Raw genomic sequence first — 16,648 nt, 5'->3', positions numbered from 1 at the left:
TTGAAAGTGCGGTTAAATTTTCAGGAATTTCACTGCACTTTTTTATTTTGCGAACTAGATCAAATATTACACATTTGTATTTTGTTATTTTAAAAAATTAAATATATAATTTTTCTTGTATACATATTTTTACATAATTTTACAAATGGATTGTGCTATTCATTATTCAGTTTTTTGGTTTGGGGATGACTTGAAAAGCATAATGCATTTTAAGGAGTGAAAGTGAAATTAGATGAACTAGCTAAGTTAGCTGGTGTTTCGCGTACAACAGCCAGCTATGTAGTAAATGGGAAGGCTAAACATTATCGTGTCAGCGGCAAAACAATTGAAAAAGTTGAAGAACTGATAAAAAAGTACGATTTTAAACCTAATGCAATGGCAGCAGGTTTACGAGCAGGTAAAAGCCACACTATTGGCTTGATTGTACCTGATTTTGAAAATGCCAGTTATGCCAAAATTGCAAGTCGTTTAGAAGCAGGTTTCCGTGAAAAGGGGTATCAGCTCTTAATTGCTTGTTCTAATGACAATGCAGATAATGAAATTAAATGTGCAAAGCATTTATTTCAACGCCAGATAGATGCACTTATTGTTTCAACAGCTTTACCTTCTGATACAGATTTTTATCAACGCTTTGCAGATGTACCAGTTGTGGGGTTTGATCGTCGTTTAATGATGAATGAAATGATGCTGCTGACTGACGATGAAGGGGATGCTTACCGTTTAGCTCAGCGTTTAATTAAAGATCATGCAGGTAAACGAGTATTATTTTTGAGTGCATTACCTGAATTTTCAGTGAGCTATAAACGAGAATTAGGCTTTCGTAATGCATTGAATGGTCAATGTACACCAGTCGATTACCTTTATGCTAATCAATTTCATAAATTATCAAGTGCAGAAGTATTTAGTCAATGGTTAGATAAAAATGCATTACCAGAAGCAATTTTTGTGACTTCCTTAACTTTGTTACAAGGCATTTTTCAAGTATTAATTAAGCGCTATAACAGTATTCCAAAAGAACTTGTTATTGCAACTTTTGGTCATCATGAAATGCTCGATGTATTAGAAAATAAAGTGATTTGTTGTGTACAGAACCATGAAAAAATAGCTCAATCTTTATTAAATCTTGTGTTACATAAAATGAGAGCAAAGAATATCAAACAGCCACACGAAGTAATTGTTCGAGAGTTGATCGAATCACGTACTTAAGACAACTGATTGCTTAGTTCGAATTCCACAATGGGTACGGTTGTAGGCGATGGTAAAGGTTCTGGCTCACCGAGAAAATGTGGTTTTTTTTCCATTAAGAGATCAAATATCGCCAGTATTCGCGCAAAAAACTCACGAAAACGGACAAAATAATGACCATGAGGGTACTCAGCAGCGAAACAAATTGCATCAATATCATGATATTTAGCGATAAATAAAGCACGTTCACAATGAAATTTCTGTGTAATAATTGTAAATGAATGTGCTTTAAATACTTGTTCAGCACGTATTACTGAATCTAAAGTGCGAAATCCAGCAAAATCCATATACATAAATTCTTGTGGTATTCCCATTTTACGTAAATCTTTAAACATATTACGTGGTTCATTATATTGGCTCGTACGGTTATCCCCACTTAATAATAAATAATCGATTTTACGTGCAGAAAAGACCTCGTAGGCAGAAAGCAGTCGATTATGATAGAACAAGTTCAATGTATTTTTGTCGAAATATTTCGATGTGCCAAGCACTACACCATAGGGTCTATAAGGTAATTTATTGACGTCAGTATAAATATTTTGCCGAACATAAAAGCTAATTGCTTGATCGATTAAGATTAATAGCGTGATAAAAGATGACAAACCAATAAGCAAATAGCGAATTAATCGCTTCAAGTATTGGGGAGAGAGGAAAGCAAAAATAGATGTCATTTTGAAGCTATCATTACTGTTTGGGAATTAAGCTTCACCATAATGAAAAAAGAGTTGAAGTGCAAGCTGAATTTTAGTAGATTTATACGTAAAGACGTTTAGATGTCTAAAATTGAACAATATTAAAAACAAACATTACTGTAATAATGATAATAAAATACAGGCGGTAGCATGACAGTACAGAAGGTAACACTGTTTACAGAAGAAGGATTTCCTTTAAGCTTAGGCGGTAAACTGAAACAGGTTGATGTAGCATATCAAACTTATGGTGTACTGGATGCTAATAAAAGTAATGCAGTATTAATTTGTCACGCTTTAACTGGTGATGCTCAGCCTTATTTTGCTGATAAGACACAGCAAGGTTGGTGGCAAAGCTTTATGGGAGAAGGATTAGCATTAGATACTTCTCGCTATTTTTTTATTTGCTCTAATGTATTAGGTGGCTGTCAAGGTACGACAGGTCCATCATCGATTAATCCTGATACGAATAAACCCTATGGTAGTCAATTTCCAAATATTATTGTGCAAGATATGGTAAAGCTACAAAAAGCTTTATTGGATCATCTTGATATACCTCGTTTACATGCTGTTGTTGGTGGTTCTTTTGGGGGAATGCAAGCGACACAATGGGCGATTGATTACCCTGATCTTGTCAATAATGTGATTAATTTATGTTCATCCTTATTATGTAGCGCAGAGGCTATTGGTTTTAATCATGTTATGCGTCAAGCAGTGATTAATGATCCTTATTTTAATCATGGAGATTATTATGAACATCAACCTCCAGAACGTGGATTGGCTATTGCACGTATGTTAGGAATGCTCACTTATCGTACTGATTTACAGCTAACCAAAGCCTTTGGGCGAGCAATAAAATCAGAAGCACAATTTTGGGGGGATTATTTTCAAGTTGAATCTTATTTAAGTTATCAGGGGAAAAAATTTTTAGGACGTTTTGATGCAAATAGTTATCTCCATTTGTTGAGAGCGCTAGATTTATATGATCCTAGTCGGGATTATCAGAATATGCATGCTGCATTATCCAGAATTACAGCGCGTTATACTTTAGTTGCAGTTGAAAATGATCAATTGTTTAAATTAGCTGAATTGCATAAGAGCAAGGCACTATTGGAGCAAAGTGGGGTCGATTTGAATTATTATGAGTTTACTTCTGATTATGGACATGACGCTTTTTTAGTCGATTATACCTTATTTGAAAGTAAGATTCGTGATGGTTTAGCAGAGTAGAACAGTATGGTTTCTATTTTTAAAAATGATAAAGCTAGCATATAAAAGTCCGCGAATTAAGCTGCTACTTGAAAAAATAATGAAAGTGAAAATAGGTGCGATTTGAATATGATCAGAAATTGTATCAATGAGATAGTTTAATCTCCCTAAAATGGGCTAGGGTATTGAAAGTACCAATAGATGAGCCGCTTCATTGATTTAAATGATTGCTTTTGAGTTTACAACTTTCATTTGGTGTGACTCGAATTGTTGGGCAAGTTCAGCAAGTTTTATTCCATTTGGAAGTACTAATGTTGGGGCAATTTCAAATAGAGGCACAATCACAAATTCACGGTTATGCATATCATAATGAGGAATAGTCAAACTCGTTGTCTGTATAACATCCTTATCATAAAGCAAGATATCCAGATCGAGAGTACGTTCTCCCCAACGACGTAAACGCACACGTCCTTGAGTATTTTCAATTTGTTGTAAATACTCAAGTAATGTATGTGCAGGAAGCACTGTCTGTAAATAGGCAACAGCATTCACATAATCGGGTTGATCTTGTGGACCAAGCGGCTTACTTTGGTAAAACGAGCTTGATTTGACTAATTGAGTATGAGGCAACTGACTAATCGCTTTTAATGCGGCATTGAGTTGATCAATTGGCGTATTTAAATTACTTCCTAGTGCAATATAAACAGGCTTCATTTTATAGCATCTCTTACTTTTTTATTGTAACGGTTTTGGTTTGCGACGCTTTCTAGAACGATAATATTTTTTCTTCGGTTTTGGATGCAAACGTTGCTGCTCTTGCACTAATAAATCGCGTTGTTCTAAGTTACTAAACTGATACTCATGCCACCAAGTTGCAAGCTCAATAGCTTCACCGCCTTCGATTTCTGCGCGCATAACCAGTAAATCAAATGCAGCACGGAATTTAGGGTGTTCCATTGTACGTACTGGATTATGTCCTGTGCGTTTTAACAATTGTAATTGTAAAAACCAAATATCACGAATGACAGCCGTGTGCCTACGTGGCGCGGCAAGTGTGGTACAAAAAATATCTAAAAGCTCATTACTTGCTAGTGCATAAGCATCATGATTATTTAACCCACCTTCATTTTTAAGCATTTCTATCTGTTCTCGTAGGGGATACCAAAAAAACGCAGCAAATAAAAAAGCAGGATTAATCCGTAAGTTATCAGCAACACGTTCGTCTGTTGAAGTGAGTGCTTTTAAAATCATACGTTCGGCAAAACTGTCCCCTTTCTCGGTGAAATAAGATATTAGTGCAGGAAATAGCTGCTCAAATAAACCATATTCACGTAATAATTGGTAAGTTTTTACGCCATGACCAGTTTGTAGTAATTTTAAGCTTTCATCAAATAAACGAGCTGGTGGAATATTTTTAAGTAAATGTGCTAGTTGCTGAATAGGCAACTCGCTTGGTTTTTCTAAGAACATGTCTAGTTTTGCCATGAAGCGAATGGCACGTAACATACGAACAGGATCTTCCTGATAACGTGTCGCAGGATCACCAATTAAGCGTAATTTACCCGCTTTAAGATCTTCAATCCCGTTAAAATAGTCACGTAAAGTATTATCTTGTGGATTATAATAAAGTGCATTAACAGTAAAATCACGGCGTTCTGCATCTTGTTCAAGCGTACCATAAACATTATCGCGCAATAACATGCCTTGTTCACTTTGTTTTGCATGATTTTCATTACGACTTTCATTATGATTGGCACGGAAAGTTGCCACTTCAATAACATCTCGACCAAACATAATGTGCGCAAGACGGAAACGGCGACCAACTAAGCGGCATTGACGCTGAAAAAGTGTTTGAATTTGTTCAGGACGCGCATTGGTAACCACATCAAAATCTTTTGGGTGTTTACCAAGTAATAAATCTCTTAAACAGCCACCGACGATATAAGCTTCAAATCCTTGACGGTGTAGTTTTTCTACGACAGTTAATGCATTACGATTAATCATACGTGGCGTAATACCATGTAGAGATGCTTTGATCACGTGCTTGTCGTAGTGATAAGAAGTCTTAGGTTGTGTTGTAGTAGGCGTGTCATGCTGAATAAAAGCGGATGAAACTTGTTCAGCTTGTGTTGTTCTTGATTTTGAATGAGTAGAATCTGCTTTTTCTCGTTTAACTAAATACGCTTTTGTTTTTTTATTAAACAGATTTTTGATGTACTTTAAAATAATAGACCTCGTCAAGGTAATTTTGCTTTCCAGTTAAAAGTGCGGTAAAAATCACCGCACTTTACTTTAAATCTTGTTTATTCTAATTCTATGTTTGTGTTGAAGTTAAAAATTAGGTTTAACCAATCATTTGCTTTTCACGGATCTCAGCCAGTGTTTTACAGTCGATACAGAGATCTGCTGTAGGGCGAGCTTCTAAACGACGAATGCCGATTTCAATACCGCAAGAGTCACAATAACCAAAATCACCTGTTTCAAGTTTTTTCAAGGTATTTTCAATTTTTTTCATGAGTTTTCTTTCACGATCTCTTGTACGCAACTCTAAGCTAAACTCTTCTTCCTGCGTGGCGCGATCAGCTGGATCAGGGAAGTTGGATGCTTCATCTTGCATGTGTGCGACAGTACGGCTCGCTTCTTCTACAATTTGATCATGCCATGCTTGTAGAATTTTTTTGAAGTGAAGCAATTGTGCTTCATTCATGTATTCTTCGCCTACTTTTTCTTTATAAGGCTCAACACCAGCTAGGGCTAATATACTTAAAGAGGATTTAGACATTGGGTATCTCCTAATAAAAAGTCGTCCATTTAACGGTTGAAATTACATTATTCACACGCATTGGCGTTGATTCGTTCAGTTTAAAATTACCTGTAAACCTGTTAGGCATTTTAAAAAGCGTTATAAATAGCAGAACTCATCTTAATTATCAAATAAATTTACCTGATATTACAATTTTTAGTGAAATAAATCTGATTTTTGCGATCTCGCTTGCAAAACCAGCTTAATAACCGAGAAAAACACTCGTGAAATGCTCATGCTTTTCTTTTTATATGTCGATAAAAGAGTAGGGTTAATGCGATTATCTATTGAACGAATTTCAGGCTGTATTTTACTAAGTGCACTTTCATTACTTTGCTTACCTGATTATTTATTGCTCGCTTGGCAGATAGTACTAATTGCTTGTGTAACGTTATTGATTTTACTACTGGTTTGTTATCTGAAGAAAAAAAAGCAATGGGTTAATTATTTGGTGTTGATATTTTGTATGTTATTTAGCCTAGGTTATATGCATGATTCAGCACGCCAATTATTATCTCAAGCGGATAGCGTGGCTCAGCTACCAAGAAAAGTGAAAACTAATTTTACCATTGTTGAGATTATCGACCAAACGGATTACCAAACTCTAATTGTTTCAGCACAACTACAAAAAGAACAAGCAGAACAGCGTATTTATCTTCAATGGTATGCAAAAGAAAAAGTGCATTTAGGAGAAACATGGTATGGTGAATTGTTATTGAAACCCATTTCTTCACGATTAAATTTAGCAGGTTTTGATAAACAGCAATGGTATTTATCTCAAAAAATTACTGCGCGTGCCTCGGTAAAAAGTGCGGTCAAAATTTCACAATATGCTTCATGGCGTGATAAATTGCTTCAAGCAGGTTTAACGCAAACCACAGGATTGGATTATCAAGGGTTATTAATTGCTTTGGCTTTCGGTGAAAGAGCATGGTTGCCACAACAAGTATGGCAAGTGTATCAAAAAACCAGTACCGCACATCTTATTGCAATTTCTGGATTACATATTGGTTTAGCAATGAGCATAGGTTATTGGTTAATTCGTAGTATTCAAATTTTATTGCCATTACGCTGGATTAGTCCTTATTTTCCTATTTTTAGTGGTTTGCTATTAGCCTATTTTTATGGACAGTTAGCCGGCTTTGCAATTCCTACTTCTCGTGCCCGCTTGGCATTATCTCTGGTGGCTAGTTGTCGATTATTACGCCTTTATTACACTTCATGGCAACTTTTGTTAATAGTGATTGCTATGTTACTGGTATTCGAGCCGTTAATGGTTTTATCGCTCAGTTTTTGGTTATCAATAAGTGCAGTCACAGCATTAATTCTTTGGTATCAAGTTTTTCCTATCTCTTTATTGCAATGGCAAGGTAAATCAATATTAGCAAGTCCTTGGTGTAACTTGCGTTGGATCTTTAGTATATTTCATCTACAGCTCGGATTACTGTGGCTTTTTACTCCCGTCCAATTACTGTTATTTCATGGCATTTCGTTGAGAGGTTTTTGTGCAAATTTAATTGCACTGCCGATTTACAGTCTGGTTTTAGTTCCCTTAGTATTGTTTGCTACTTTTACGCAAGGTGCTTTTTCTTCATGGGCTATAGCAAATAGCGTTGCACAAAAGACAACATTAATTTTACAAGTTTGGCAAGATAATTGGTGCCTTATTTCTCAATCAGAGGCGGTATTAATCATTGCTGTGCTTACTACATTTTTTATCGCAGCAGTTTGGTATGTATATGATTTTAAAAAAGTAGATAAGACGAGTATGAATCTTCATTTTATTAACCAGTGTTATACTGGTTTCCATTTTATGACCGAACCAACATTATCATGTTCCTTAAAACGTGTAATTTATTTAATTGCAACGTTAATTGTCATTATGTGTCTTGGCTATCCTGCTTATCAGTATGTTTTTTCACCTCAGTGGCGTTTAGATATTTTAGATGTTGGACAAGGATTAGCCGTATTGATAACAAAAAATGGACGAGGCATGTTGTATGATACTGGGAGTTCATGGCAAGGTGGCAGTATGGCTCAGCTTGAAATTGTGCCGTATCTACAACGACAAGGTATTGACTTAGAACATGTGGTTATTAGTCATGATGATAATGATCATGCTGGAGGAGCAAAAACAATATTACGTCAATATCCCAATGTTGAACTGACGACAGCATCAACACAAAATTATGGCAAAATAGACCGCACTTTTTGCCTGTCTGGTCAAGAATGGGATTGGCAAGGATTAAAAATAATTGCTCTTTCTCCTCATCGTATTGTAACACGCGCTAAAAATACTGATTCTTGTGTTTTGTTGATTTCTGATGGATACAATAAGGTGCTCCTAACAGGAGATGCAGATATGGCGAGTGAAAATCAATTCATATCCCAGCTAGGTAAAATTGATGTTTTACAAGTCGGGCATCATGGTAGTAAAACTTCAACAGGGCATGCTTTATTACAAAAAACTCAACCACAAATTGCACTTATTTCTAGTGGGCGTTGGAATCCATGGAAGTTTCCACATAAACAAGTGATACAGCGTTTAAAACACTATCAATGTCAAGTTTACAATACTGCAGAAGTAGGGCAAGTGAGTTTATTGTTTGATAAAAAGCAAATTAAAATTCATACAGCAAGAACGGAATTTTCGCCTTGGTACCGCAGATTAATTGGCTTACAAACAAAATAAAGGTACAATGCCGCATATTATTCCATATAAAATAGAAGAAATTATGCAAGATAAAGATTTTTCAACAATACAAACATTTAAGCGTTTATGGCCAACTATTCGCCCATTCAAACTTGGATTAGTTGTATCAGCAATTGCTTTAGTACTTAATGCGTTAGCAGATGCAAGTCTAATTTCTTTACTTAAGCCCCTATTAGATGAAGGTTTTGGTAATGCTGATACTTCTTTTTTGCGTACAATGTCATATGTGGTTGTTTTAGTTATACTTTTACGAGGAATAAGTAATTTTATTTCTTCTTATTGTCTCTCTTGGGTTTCAGGTAAAGTTGTGATGACTATGCGTCGTCGTATTTTTAAGCACCTTATGTTCATGCCAGTCCCTTTTTTCGACCAAAATTCAACTGGTAAGCTTTTATCTCGTATTTCTTATGATTCAGAAATGGTCGCCAATTCGTCTTCTGGGGCATTAATCACTATTATAAGAGAAGGTGCTTATATTATTTCTTTACTTGTTGTTATGCTCTACCACAGTTGGCAATTATCTTTAGTATTATTTTTAATTGGTCCAATTATTGCGGTTTTGGTTCGTTTAGTTTCAAAGCGTTTTAGAGAATTAAGTAAAAATATGCAAAATGCTATGGGGGAACTTACTGCAACAGCTGAACAAATGTTGAAAGGGCATAAAGTTGTGCTTTCATTTGGTGGGCAACTAGTTGAAGAAGAACGCTTTAATCATGTTAGTAATGATATGCGTCGTAAAGGGATGAAAATGGCTGTAGCAGATGCAATTTCTAATCCTGTGGTTCAAGTGATTGCTTCTTTTGCACTGGCGGCAGTGCTTTATTTAGCAACAGTACCAACAATTATGGATCAAAACTTGACGGCGGGTGCATTTACTGTGGTGTTTTCCGCTATGTTAGCGATGATGCGACCATTAAAGTCGCTTACAAATGTAAATGCACAATTCCAAAAGGGAATGGCGGCTTGTCAAACGCTGTTTGCGTTATTAGATTTGGATACTGAAAAAGATCTAGGTACACATAAAGGCGAAAATATACAAGGAAATCTTACGTTTAAAGATGTCACTTTTACTTATCAAGGGCGTAATGAGCCAGCATTACGTAATTTATCTTTTGAAGTTGAAAAAGGCAAAACAGTAGCATTAGTTGGGCGTTCTGGCTCTGGCAAGTCCACGATTGCGAATTTAGTGACACGTTTTTACGACATTGATCAAGGCGAGATTTTATTAGATGGCATCAATATTCAAGATTATCGTTTATCAAGCCTGCGTGAAAATTGTGCGGTAGTTTCACAACAAGTTCATCTTTTTAATGATACTATCGCAAATAATATTGCGTATGCTGCCAAAGATAAGTACAGCCGTGAAGAAATTATTAAAGCAGCAGAAGATGCTTATGCAATGGAATTTATTAAAAAACTAGAACATGGTTTAGATACAGTAATTGGTGAAAATGGACTCAGCTTATCAGGTGGTCAGCGCCAGCGCTTAGCTATTGCACGCGCATTATTACGTGATTCGCCAGTATTAATTCTAGATGAAGCGACATCTGCATTAGATACAGAATCGGAACGTTCAATTCAATTAGCATTAGAAAAATTACAAAAAGAGCGTACTGTCATTGTTATTGCTCATCGCTTATCAACAATTGAAAATGCAGATGAAATTTTAGTTATTGAGCATGGTGAAATCAAAGAACGTGGTACACACACTGAATTGTTGGCATTAGGTGGTGCTTATAAACAATTACATAGTATGCAATTCAGTCATTAATTTAGACGATATAACATATAGAAAGAGGTTAACATGCAATTTTGGTATTCGCATTCGTGGGTCACTTGTTTGCTGCTGCCTTTTTCTTTTTTATTTTGGCTCATCAGTTATGTACGCAGAGCATTATTTAAACATAATATTTTATCCTCTTATCGTGCCCCTGTTCCCGTGGTTATCGTTGGTAATCTTTCGGTTGGTGGAAATGGTAAAACGCCAGTTGTCATTTGGTTAGTTCAGCAACTACAACAGCAGGGATTAAAAGTAGGGGTTATCTCGCGTGGCTACGGTAGCCAGTCTAATACTTATCCTTTGTTAGTGACTGCACAAACAGATCCGCTACAAGGCGGTGATGAACCTGTATTAATTGCCAAACGGACCCAAGTACCTGTTTGTATATCACCTAATCGCCAGCAAGCAATCGAATTATTATTGCAACAGCAACATTATGATTTAATTATCAGTGATGATGGGTTACAGCATTATAAATTACAACGTGATATTGAAATTGTTGTAATAGATGCACAACGTGGTTTAGGCAACGGTTTGTTACTGCCCGCAGGACCATTACGTGAGCTGCCAAGTCGTTTACAACAAGCAGATTTAGTCATTAGTAATGGTGAGAGTAATCAATATACTGATGTTGTAATGAGGTTAGAGCCTCATTATGCAGTCAATTTAGTAACGGGAGAAAAGCGTTTGATTGCCTCATTTAAAGTAGCTTCAGCGATTGCTGGAATTGGTAATCCACAACGTTTTTTTATGATGTTACAGAGCTTGAATATTCAGCTTAGCCAAACACAAGCATTTCAAGACCATCAAAAATTTGAAGCTAATCAATTCGTTAAATTTGATAAAAATCGACCGTTATTGATGACAGAAAAAGACGCAGTAAAGTGTTTTGCATTTGCTCAGCCGAATTGGTGGTATGTACCAGTGGATGCAGTAATTGAAGGCGAGAAAGTGCGGCCATTTTTAGCAAAATTTCGCTCAACGAAATAACTGGTGCAGAATTTAGAGAGGAAAAAATGGATACAAAATTATTAGAAATTGTAGCTTGTCCTATTTGCCATGGGCACTTAGCGTTTGATAAAACAAATCAACAGTTAATGTGTAAATTTGATAAAGTTGCTTATGAGATTAAACAGGGAATTCCTGTTTTATTAGCTGAGCAAGCAATTCCATTTTTTGAACAATCACAGGATAACTAATATGGCAACATTTACCGTAATCATTCCTGCTCGCTATGCTTCCACTCGTTTACCTGGTAAGCCTTTAGCAGATATCGCAGGAAAACCAATGATTGCACATGTGTTTGAAAAAGCAAAGCAATCTGGCGCAAGTCGAATTATCATTGCTACCGATCATCTTAAGGTTGCGGAAGTTGCTCGTGATTTTGGCGCGGAAGTTTGTATGACATCTACTCAGCATAATTCAGGTACTGAACGTTTAGCAGAAGTTATTGAAAAACTGGATATTGCACAAGATGAAATTATCGTCAATATACAAGGGGATGAACCGTTAATTCCACCTGCGATTGTCAATCAAGTTGCAGAAAATTTATCGAAATATCAAGTAAAGATGGCAAGTTTGGCAGTAAAAATAACTGAGCCAGAAGAGCTGTTTAATCCAAATGCAGTAAAAGTGCTGACAGATAAAGAAGGCTATGTTTTATATTTTTCTCGCGCGGTTATTCCATGGAATCGCGATCAGTTTGCGACATTACATAACCAAACTCATACAATAGACCAATTGAAATTGTCCGATCATTATTTACGTCATATCGGCATTTATGCTTATCGCGCTGGATTTATTCAACAATATGTACAATGGCAGCCAACAGCGTTAGAACAAATCGAAAGTTTAGAGCAGCTCCGTGTATTATGGTATGGTGAAAAGATACATGTTGAACTAGCACAAGAAGTCCCCTCCGTTGGTGTGGATACATTAGAAGATCTTGAAAAAGTGCGGTCTATTTTACAGCAAAAATAAGCATAAAATTCCTTTGGCACTAAGTTATGTTTGAGGCAAAATCCTTCTTAGCTCATATTTCTCACTCACCAGGCGTTTATCGTATGTATGACGATAAGGACACGGTAATTTATGTGGGAAAAGCGAAAGATCTTAAAAAACGTCTCACCAGTTATTTTCGCACTAATTTAACAAACAAAAAAACGGAAGCATTGGTTGCCTCAATTGCACGTATTGAAACAACGATTACTTCTTCTGAAACAGAGGCTTTACTACTTGAGCATAACTATATTAAAACTTATCAGCCACGCTATAATGTTCTGTTACGCGATGATAAGTCCTATCCTTACATTTTACTCACTGACGAACACCATCCTCGTATTACTGCGTATCGAGGTAGTAAAAAAATAAAAGGTGAATACTTTGGTCCTTATCCACATGCCAGCGCAGTAAGAGAAACACTTTCTTTATTACAAAAACTATTCCCTATTCGGCAATGTGAAAACGCCGTTTATAATAATCGCTCTCGTCCTTGCTTACAGTATCAAATAGGACGATGTGCAGCACCTTGTGTTGCTGGCTATGTCAGTGACGAAGATTATTTACAACAGGTTGAATTTGCACGCCTTTTTTTACAAGGCAAAGATCAGCAAGTACTTGAGCATTTGGTAGCCAAGATGGAACAAGCTAGTGCCGAGCTTAATTTTGAAGTAGCAGCAAGGATTCGTGATCAAATTCAAGCTGTTCGTTCGGTGGTTGAAAAGCAATTTGTATCGAATGATTGCCTTGATGATATGGATATTATTTCAATAGCCTATCAATTAGGTATTGCTTGTGTGCAAGTTTTGTTTATTCGTCAAGGTAAGATTTTAGGTAATCGAAGTTATTTTCCTAAGGTTCCAGCTAATACAGATCTTGCAGAACTTACAGCAACTTTTGTCGGACAATTCTATTTACAAGCGCATCAAGGGCGTAGCATTCCGAATAGTATTGTTGTAGATCATAAGTTAGCAGAAAAAAATGAATTAGAAATCTTATTGACACAGCAGGCAGGACGTAAAGTACAGATTCAAGATCACGCGAAAGGTAATAAGAGTAAGTATTTGCAGCTTGCACAAATGAATGCCAAATCAGCTTTAGCTACTCAACTTAAACAAACTCATTTAATCCAAGAGCGTTATCAAGCGTTGCAAATATTATTGAATCTACCTGAAATTAAGCGTATGGAATGTTTTGATATTAGTCATACAATGGGACAGCAAACTATTGCTTCTTGTGTGGTGTTTAATCAAAATGGACCACTAAAATCCGATTATCGTCGTTTTAATATTGAAGGAATAACGGGTGGTGATGATTATGCGGCGATGGAACAAGCTTTACTCAAGCGTTATGATAAGCCATTAGAGCAAGATAAGATTCCAGATGTGATTTTTATTGACGGTGGTAAGGGGCAATTGAACCGAGCAATACAAGTATTTGCACGATTAAATGTAAAATGGGATAAAAATCGACCGCACTTGATTGGTGTTGCAAAAGGTGTAGATCGTAAAGCTGGTCTAGAAACTTTAATTATGAGTAAGCAGGAAAAAGAAATTCATTTACCTGCAGATCACTTAGCGCTCCATTTAATTCAACATATTCGAGATGAAAGCCATCATCATGCAATTAGTGGACACCGTAAAAAACGTCAACAAGCTTTTATACAAAGCGGACTAGAAACGATTGAAGGTGTTGGAACAAAACGTCGTCAAGCGTTATTAAAATATTTAGGTGGTATACAAGGGGTGAAAAAGGCGACTTTAGCCGAAATAGCTTCTGTACCAGGTATTTCTAAAGCACTTGCAGAACGAATTTATGAAGCATTACAGCATTAACGCAGGAATTTTTAATAGAACGGAAAATTCCATTTCCAAATAAAGCGATATGTTCTAGAATAAATACATTATAAAAATTGACCAAACTCTTTCTATGAAACCTAACATACCTATCTTTCTTACACTTTTTCGCGTTATTTTAATCCCATTCTTTGTGATCGCATTCTATTTGCCGTTTTCATGGTCACCTTTTCTAACAACGCTTATCTTTTTTATTGCGGGAGTAACAGACTGGTTTGATGGTTATCTGGCACGAAAATGGAAACAAACTACGCGTTTTGGAGCGTTCTTAGATCCTGTTGCCGATAAAGTAATGGTCACAGTCGCGCTTGCTTTAGTCGTTGAATATCATCATTCATTTTGGATAACACTGCCTGCTGTGATTATGATTTCAAGAGAAATTATTATTTCAGCGCTAAGAGAATGGATGGCAGAGATTGGTGATCGTAACAAGGTTGCAGTTTCATGGCTAGGAAAAGTGAAAACAACAGCACAAATGCTAGCATTAGGTGGATTATTATGGCGCTATAATGTTGTCATGGAAATTGCTGCAATTGTTTTATTGTATATTGCTGCAATTTTGACAGTTTGGTCGATGTTACAGTATCTAAAAGCGGCAAAAGGCAGCTTATTATCAGATATCTCATTATAATTTTCACTGAAGGATTTACTAAGAGTGCCCTTGTGATCTGCTCCTAATAGGCTGTGACATCAGGGGGTGTTTCCAATATTTTCTCGGACCCAATTCTTTTAATTTTAACTGTATTTGTTCCTGATTGTAATCGCGAATATAGTCATAAATTGCCCATACTAATTCACCCCGCGTCTCAAAAGTTAATGTGTAATTCCCGAAAAAACTTTCCATTACGCTGTTAGCCAAACAATTTCCTCTGTAAGACATACTCTGAGTAATTCCATTTTTTGGCAGATTATGTGAGGTTGTAAAAAAACTTCTGTAAAAGCGATTAGTGGCTTTACTTAGGCAAAACTAGGCGCTGATTTAAGAAATTGTACAGTTTGGCATTTATTAATATCATTTAGTGTAGACACTAAAGCACCCTTTCAGAATATTGAAAGAGAAAGTTAGTAGAGAAGTTTATATACAGCCAATAAGTCTCAGTGAGCTGCTCAAGATAGCGATTGCCACAATAGCTTATGTTTATTTGTAGTGAAAGCTCAGCTAAAGTTATTCGTGTCTGAAGTGATGGGAGCTTAAAAGGGGCAGATGATAATCAGATTGTCTAATAAGTTTTCGAATTTAAGGAAACATAAATTATGAAGTAATCACCTTTGGTCATGAGGTCACTGTGTGGATAGCCTTAAGTGCCAATGCAGAAAGATAAGGCTATATTCAATACCACAGAAACATAGGTTAGAAGATAAACAGTTAAGACTTTAAGTAATGTAAAATTCGGATTCTCAGAATCAAAATTTAGAAACCCGCCTATGGGGTGCTAATCAAAGCTACTTTCTTTGAAGGTGGATTTTTACTATGAACTAAAAAATACCTTGTATGAAGCTAATCGTCTTCTTTTTTAGATAGTATTTTTGACAGTTTCTGAGTTGTAGAGTTTTTAAAGATATTAAGTGATAACAGAATAACGACAAATAGTTTTTGAATATGATTAGGTATGACGTAATCCTTGGATATACAGATCTTTTGAGATATGAGTTAAGGTCATCTTCTAGAATCTCGTTAGAGGTCATTTCTATGGGAAACTTGAAAAGGTGATGAGTTAATTTACTGCCAATTAAGTACAAATTTAATCTTCTATAAAGATAGTTGTAAGGGGATGTTTTTGGATTTTATTAAGCTAGGATGTTATCAAATGAAACTCATCAGTGAATATTATGATAAGCAATACATCATTTATTAAGATAGTTTTTTTAAGCAAAAATTGAGATCGATGATTACGTGGGATGGTGCATATTTTCTTATGGTATTTTATCACTTCTTTTTTCTTTAAAAGTTAGTTTTTTGTGATTTAAGCTTACTAATTATTGGAAAATAAGAAGCAAGTGATCAAATACTGATTTCCAATAATTGCCAATGTTTTGATTGAATATTATACATGTTATAGTCTTAATAAGAATGGAATCAGGAGAATACTAAATATTTCAATCTGTATAAATTTTATTAATTTATAAGTGTTAATTATTTTATCTTATGGAGCGAATGAATATTATCTCTTTCTATGATTTTCTAGATTCTTTTTGACTGCGTTATCGTATGTTTCATGAAATAAAGGCTTCTTTTGTTATTTTGTGATTTGTTTTTAATCAATTGAGTTATTCTTTTGTATTTTTTATTTGACTAGTCTTAATAAATAGGTAAAATGCACCTCGTTGTTTAGGAACACAACATATTAGCTTAAA

Annotated in this window: 14 protein-coding genes; 9 read left to right on the top strand and 5 right to left on the bottom strand. The window is 35.6% G+C overall.

The annotated features are described in order from the left end of the window. Positions 1-216: 216 nt before the first annotated feature. Positions 217-1,206, top strand: a complete 990-nt coding sequence (cra, locus tag ACFSAV_RS08900; RefSeq protein WP_379098688.1) for a catabolite repressor/activator — start codon at positions 217-219, stop codon at positions 1,204-1,206. On the opposite strand, the gene ACFSAV_RS08895 is transcribed toward cra, so the two are convergent. Continuing rightward, positions 1,203-1,916: a SanA/YdcF family protein gene (locus ACFSAV_RS08895; RefSeq protein ID WP_379098685.1), complete on the bottom strand. Its 714-nt coding sequence runs from the start codon at positions 1,914-1,916 to the stop codon at positions 1,203-1,205. The genes cra and ACFSAV_RS08895 overlap by 4 nt on opposite strands. A gap of 171 nt (positions 1,917-2,087) precedes the next feature. Between ACFSAV_RS08895 and metX the strand changes: the two genes are divergently transcribed. Next, complete coding sequence (gene metX / locus ACFSAV_RS08890) at positions 2,088-3,164, top strand: homoserine O-acetyltransferase MetX (protein ID WP_379098682.1); 1,077 nt, start codon at positions 2,088-2,090, stop codon at positions 3,162-3,164. Between the two features lie 198 nt (positions 3,165-3,362). Here the strand turns inward: metX and folK are convergent, their stop codons facing one another. The 3 genes from folK to dksA all read right to left on the bottom strand — a co-directional run bounded on the left by folK (position 3,363) and on the right by dksA (position 5,925). After that, complete coding sequence (gene folK / locus ACFSAV_RS08885; RefSeq protein WP_101775962.1) at positions 3,363-3,857, bottom strand: 2-amino-4-hydroxy-6-hydroxymethyldihydropteridine diphosphokinase; 495 nt, start codon at positions 3,855-3,857, stop codon at positions 3,363-3,365. Positions 3,858-3,878: 21 nt separating this feature from the next. Continuing rightward, positions 3,879-5,243, bottom strand: coding sequence for a polynucleotide adenylyltransferase PcnB (gene pcnB / locus ACFSAV_RS08880; RefSeq protein ID WP_379098865.1), 1,365 nt, complete (start codon positions 5,241-5,243; stop codon positions 3,879-3,881). A gap of 244 nt (positions 5,244-5,487) precedes the next feature. Beyond that, positions 5,488-5,925, bottom strand: coding sequence for an RNA polymerase-binding protein DksA (gene dksA, locus ACFSAV_RS08875; protein ID WP_101775963.1), 438 nt, complete (start codon positions 5,923-5,925; stop codon positions 5,488-5,490). A gap of 295 nt (positions 5,926-6,220) precedes the next feature. On the opposite strand from dksA, the gene ACFSAV_RS08870 reads away from it, so the two are divergent. The 7 genes from ACFSAV_RS08870 (at position 6,221) to pgsA (ending at position 14,924) form a co-directional block, all read left to right on the top strand. Then, positions 6,221-8,638: a DNA internalization-related competence protein ComEC/Rec2 gene (locus ACFSAV_RS08870; RefSeq protein ID WP_379098678.1), complete on the top strand. Its 2,418-nt coding sequence runs from the start codon at positions 6,221-6,223 to the stop codon at positions 8,636-8,638. A 43-nt stretch (positions 8,639-8,681) separates the two neighbouring features. Continuing rightward, entirely contained in the window at positions 8,682-10,430 is a 1,749-nt protein-coding gene (gene msbA, locus ACFSAV_RS08865) for a lipid A ABC transporter ATP-binding protein/permease MsbA (RefSeq protein ID WP_379098862.1), read from the top strand. A gap of 33 nt (positions 10,431-10,463) precedes the next feature. Next, positions 10,464-11,429, top strand: a complete 966-nt coding sequence (gene lpxK / locus ACFSAV_RS08860; RefSeq protein ID WP_379098676.1) for a tetraacyldisaccharide 4'-kinase — start codon at positions 10,464-10,466, stop codon at positions 11,427-11,429. A gap of 26 nt (positions 11,430-11,455) precedes the next feature. Then, a complete protein-coding gene (locus tag ACFSAV_RS08855; RefSeq protein WP_379098673.1) occupies positions 11,456-11,638 on the top strand; it encodes a Trm112 family protein in 183 nt (60 codons plus the stop codon). Between the two features lies 1 nt (position 11,639). Further along, entirely contained in the window at positions 11,640-12,419 is a 780-nt protein-coding gene (kdsB, locus tag ACFSAV_RS08850; RefSeq protein ID WP_379098671.1) for a 3-deoxy-manno-octulosonate cytidylyltransferase, read from the top strand. Positions 12,420-12,445: 26 nt separating this feature from the next. After that, complete coding sequence (uvrC, locus tag ACFSAV_RS08845; RefSeq protein WP_379098669.1) at positions 12,446-14,272, top strand: excinuclease ABC subunit UvrC; 1,827 nt, start codon at positions 12,446-12,448, stop codon at positions 14,270-14,272. 94 nt (positions 14,273-14,366) lie between these two features. Then, on the top strand, positions 14,367-14,924 hold the full coding sequence (pgsA, locus tag ACFSAV_RS08840; protein ID WP_379098666.1) for a CDP-diacylglycerol--glycerol-3-phosphate 3-phosphatidyltransferase: 558 nt from the start codon (positions 14,367-14,369) through the stop codon (positions 14,922-14,924). Between the two features lie 18 nt (positions 14,925-14,942). Here pgsA and ACFSAV_RS08835 read toward each other — a convergent pair whose 3' ends face one another. Further along, on the bottom strand, positions 14,943-15,137 hold the full coding sequence (locus tag ACFSAV_RS08835; protein WP_379098859.1) for an IS3 family transposase: 195 nt from the start codon (positions 15,135-15,137) through the stop codon (positions 14,943-14,945). Positions 15,138-16,648: the final 1,511 nt, after the last annotated feature.

It is taken from the genome of Pasteurella oralis, assembly GCF_042681465.1.
In the GTDB taxonomy this organism is placed as follows: domain Bacteria; phylum Pseudomonadota; class Gammaproteobacteria; order Enterobacterales; family Pasteurellaceae; genus Pasteurella; species Pasteurella oralis.
Note: the sequence above shows the minus strand (reverse complement) of the source record. Positions and strands in the feature narration are given on the sequence as shown.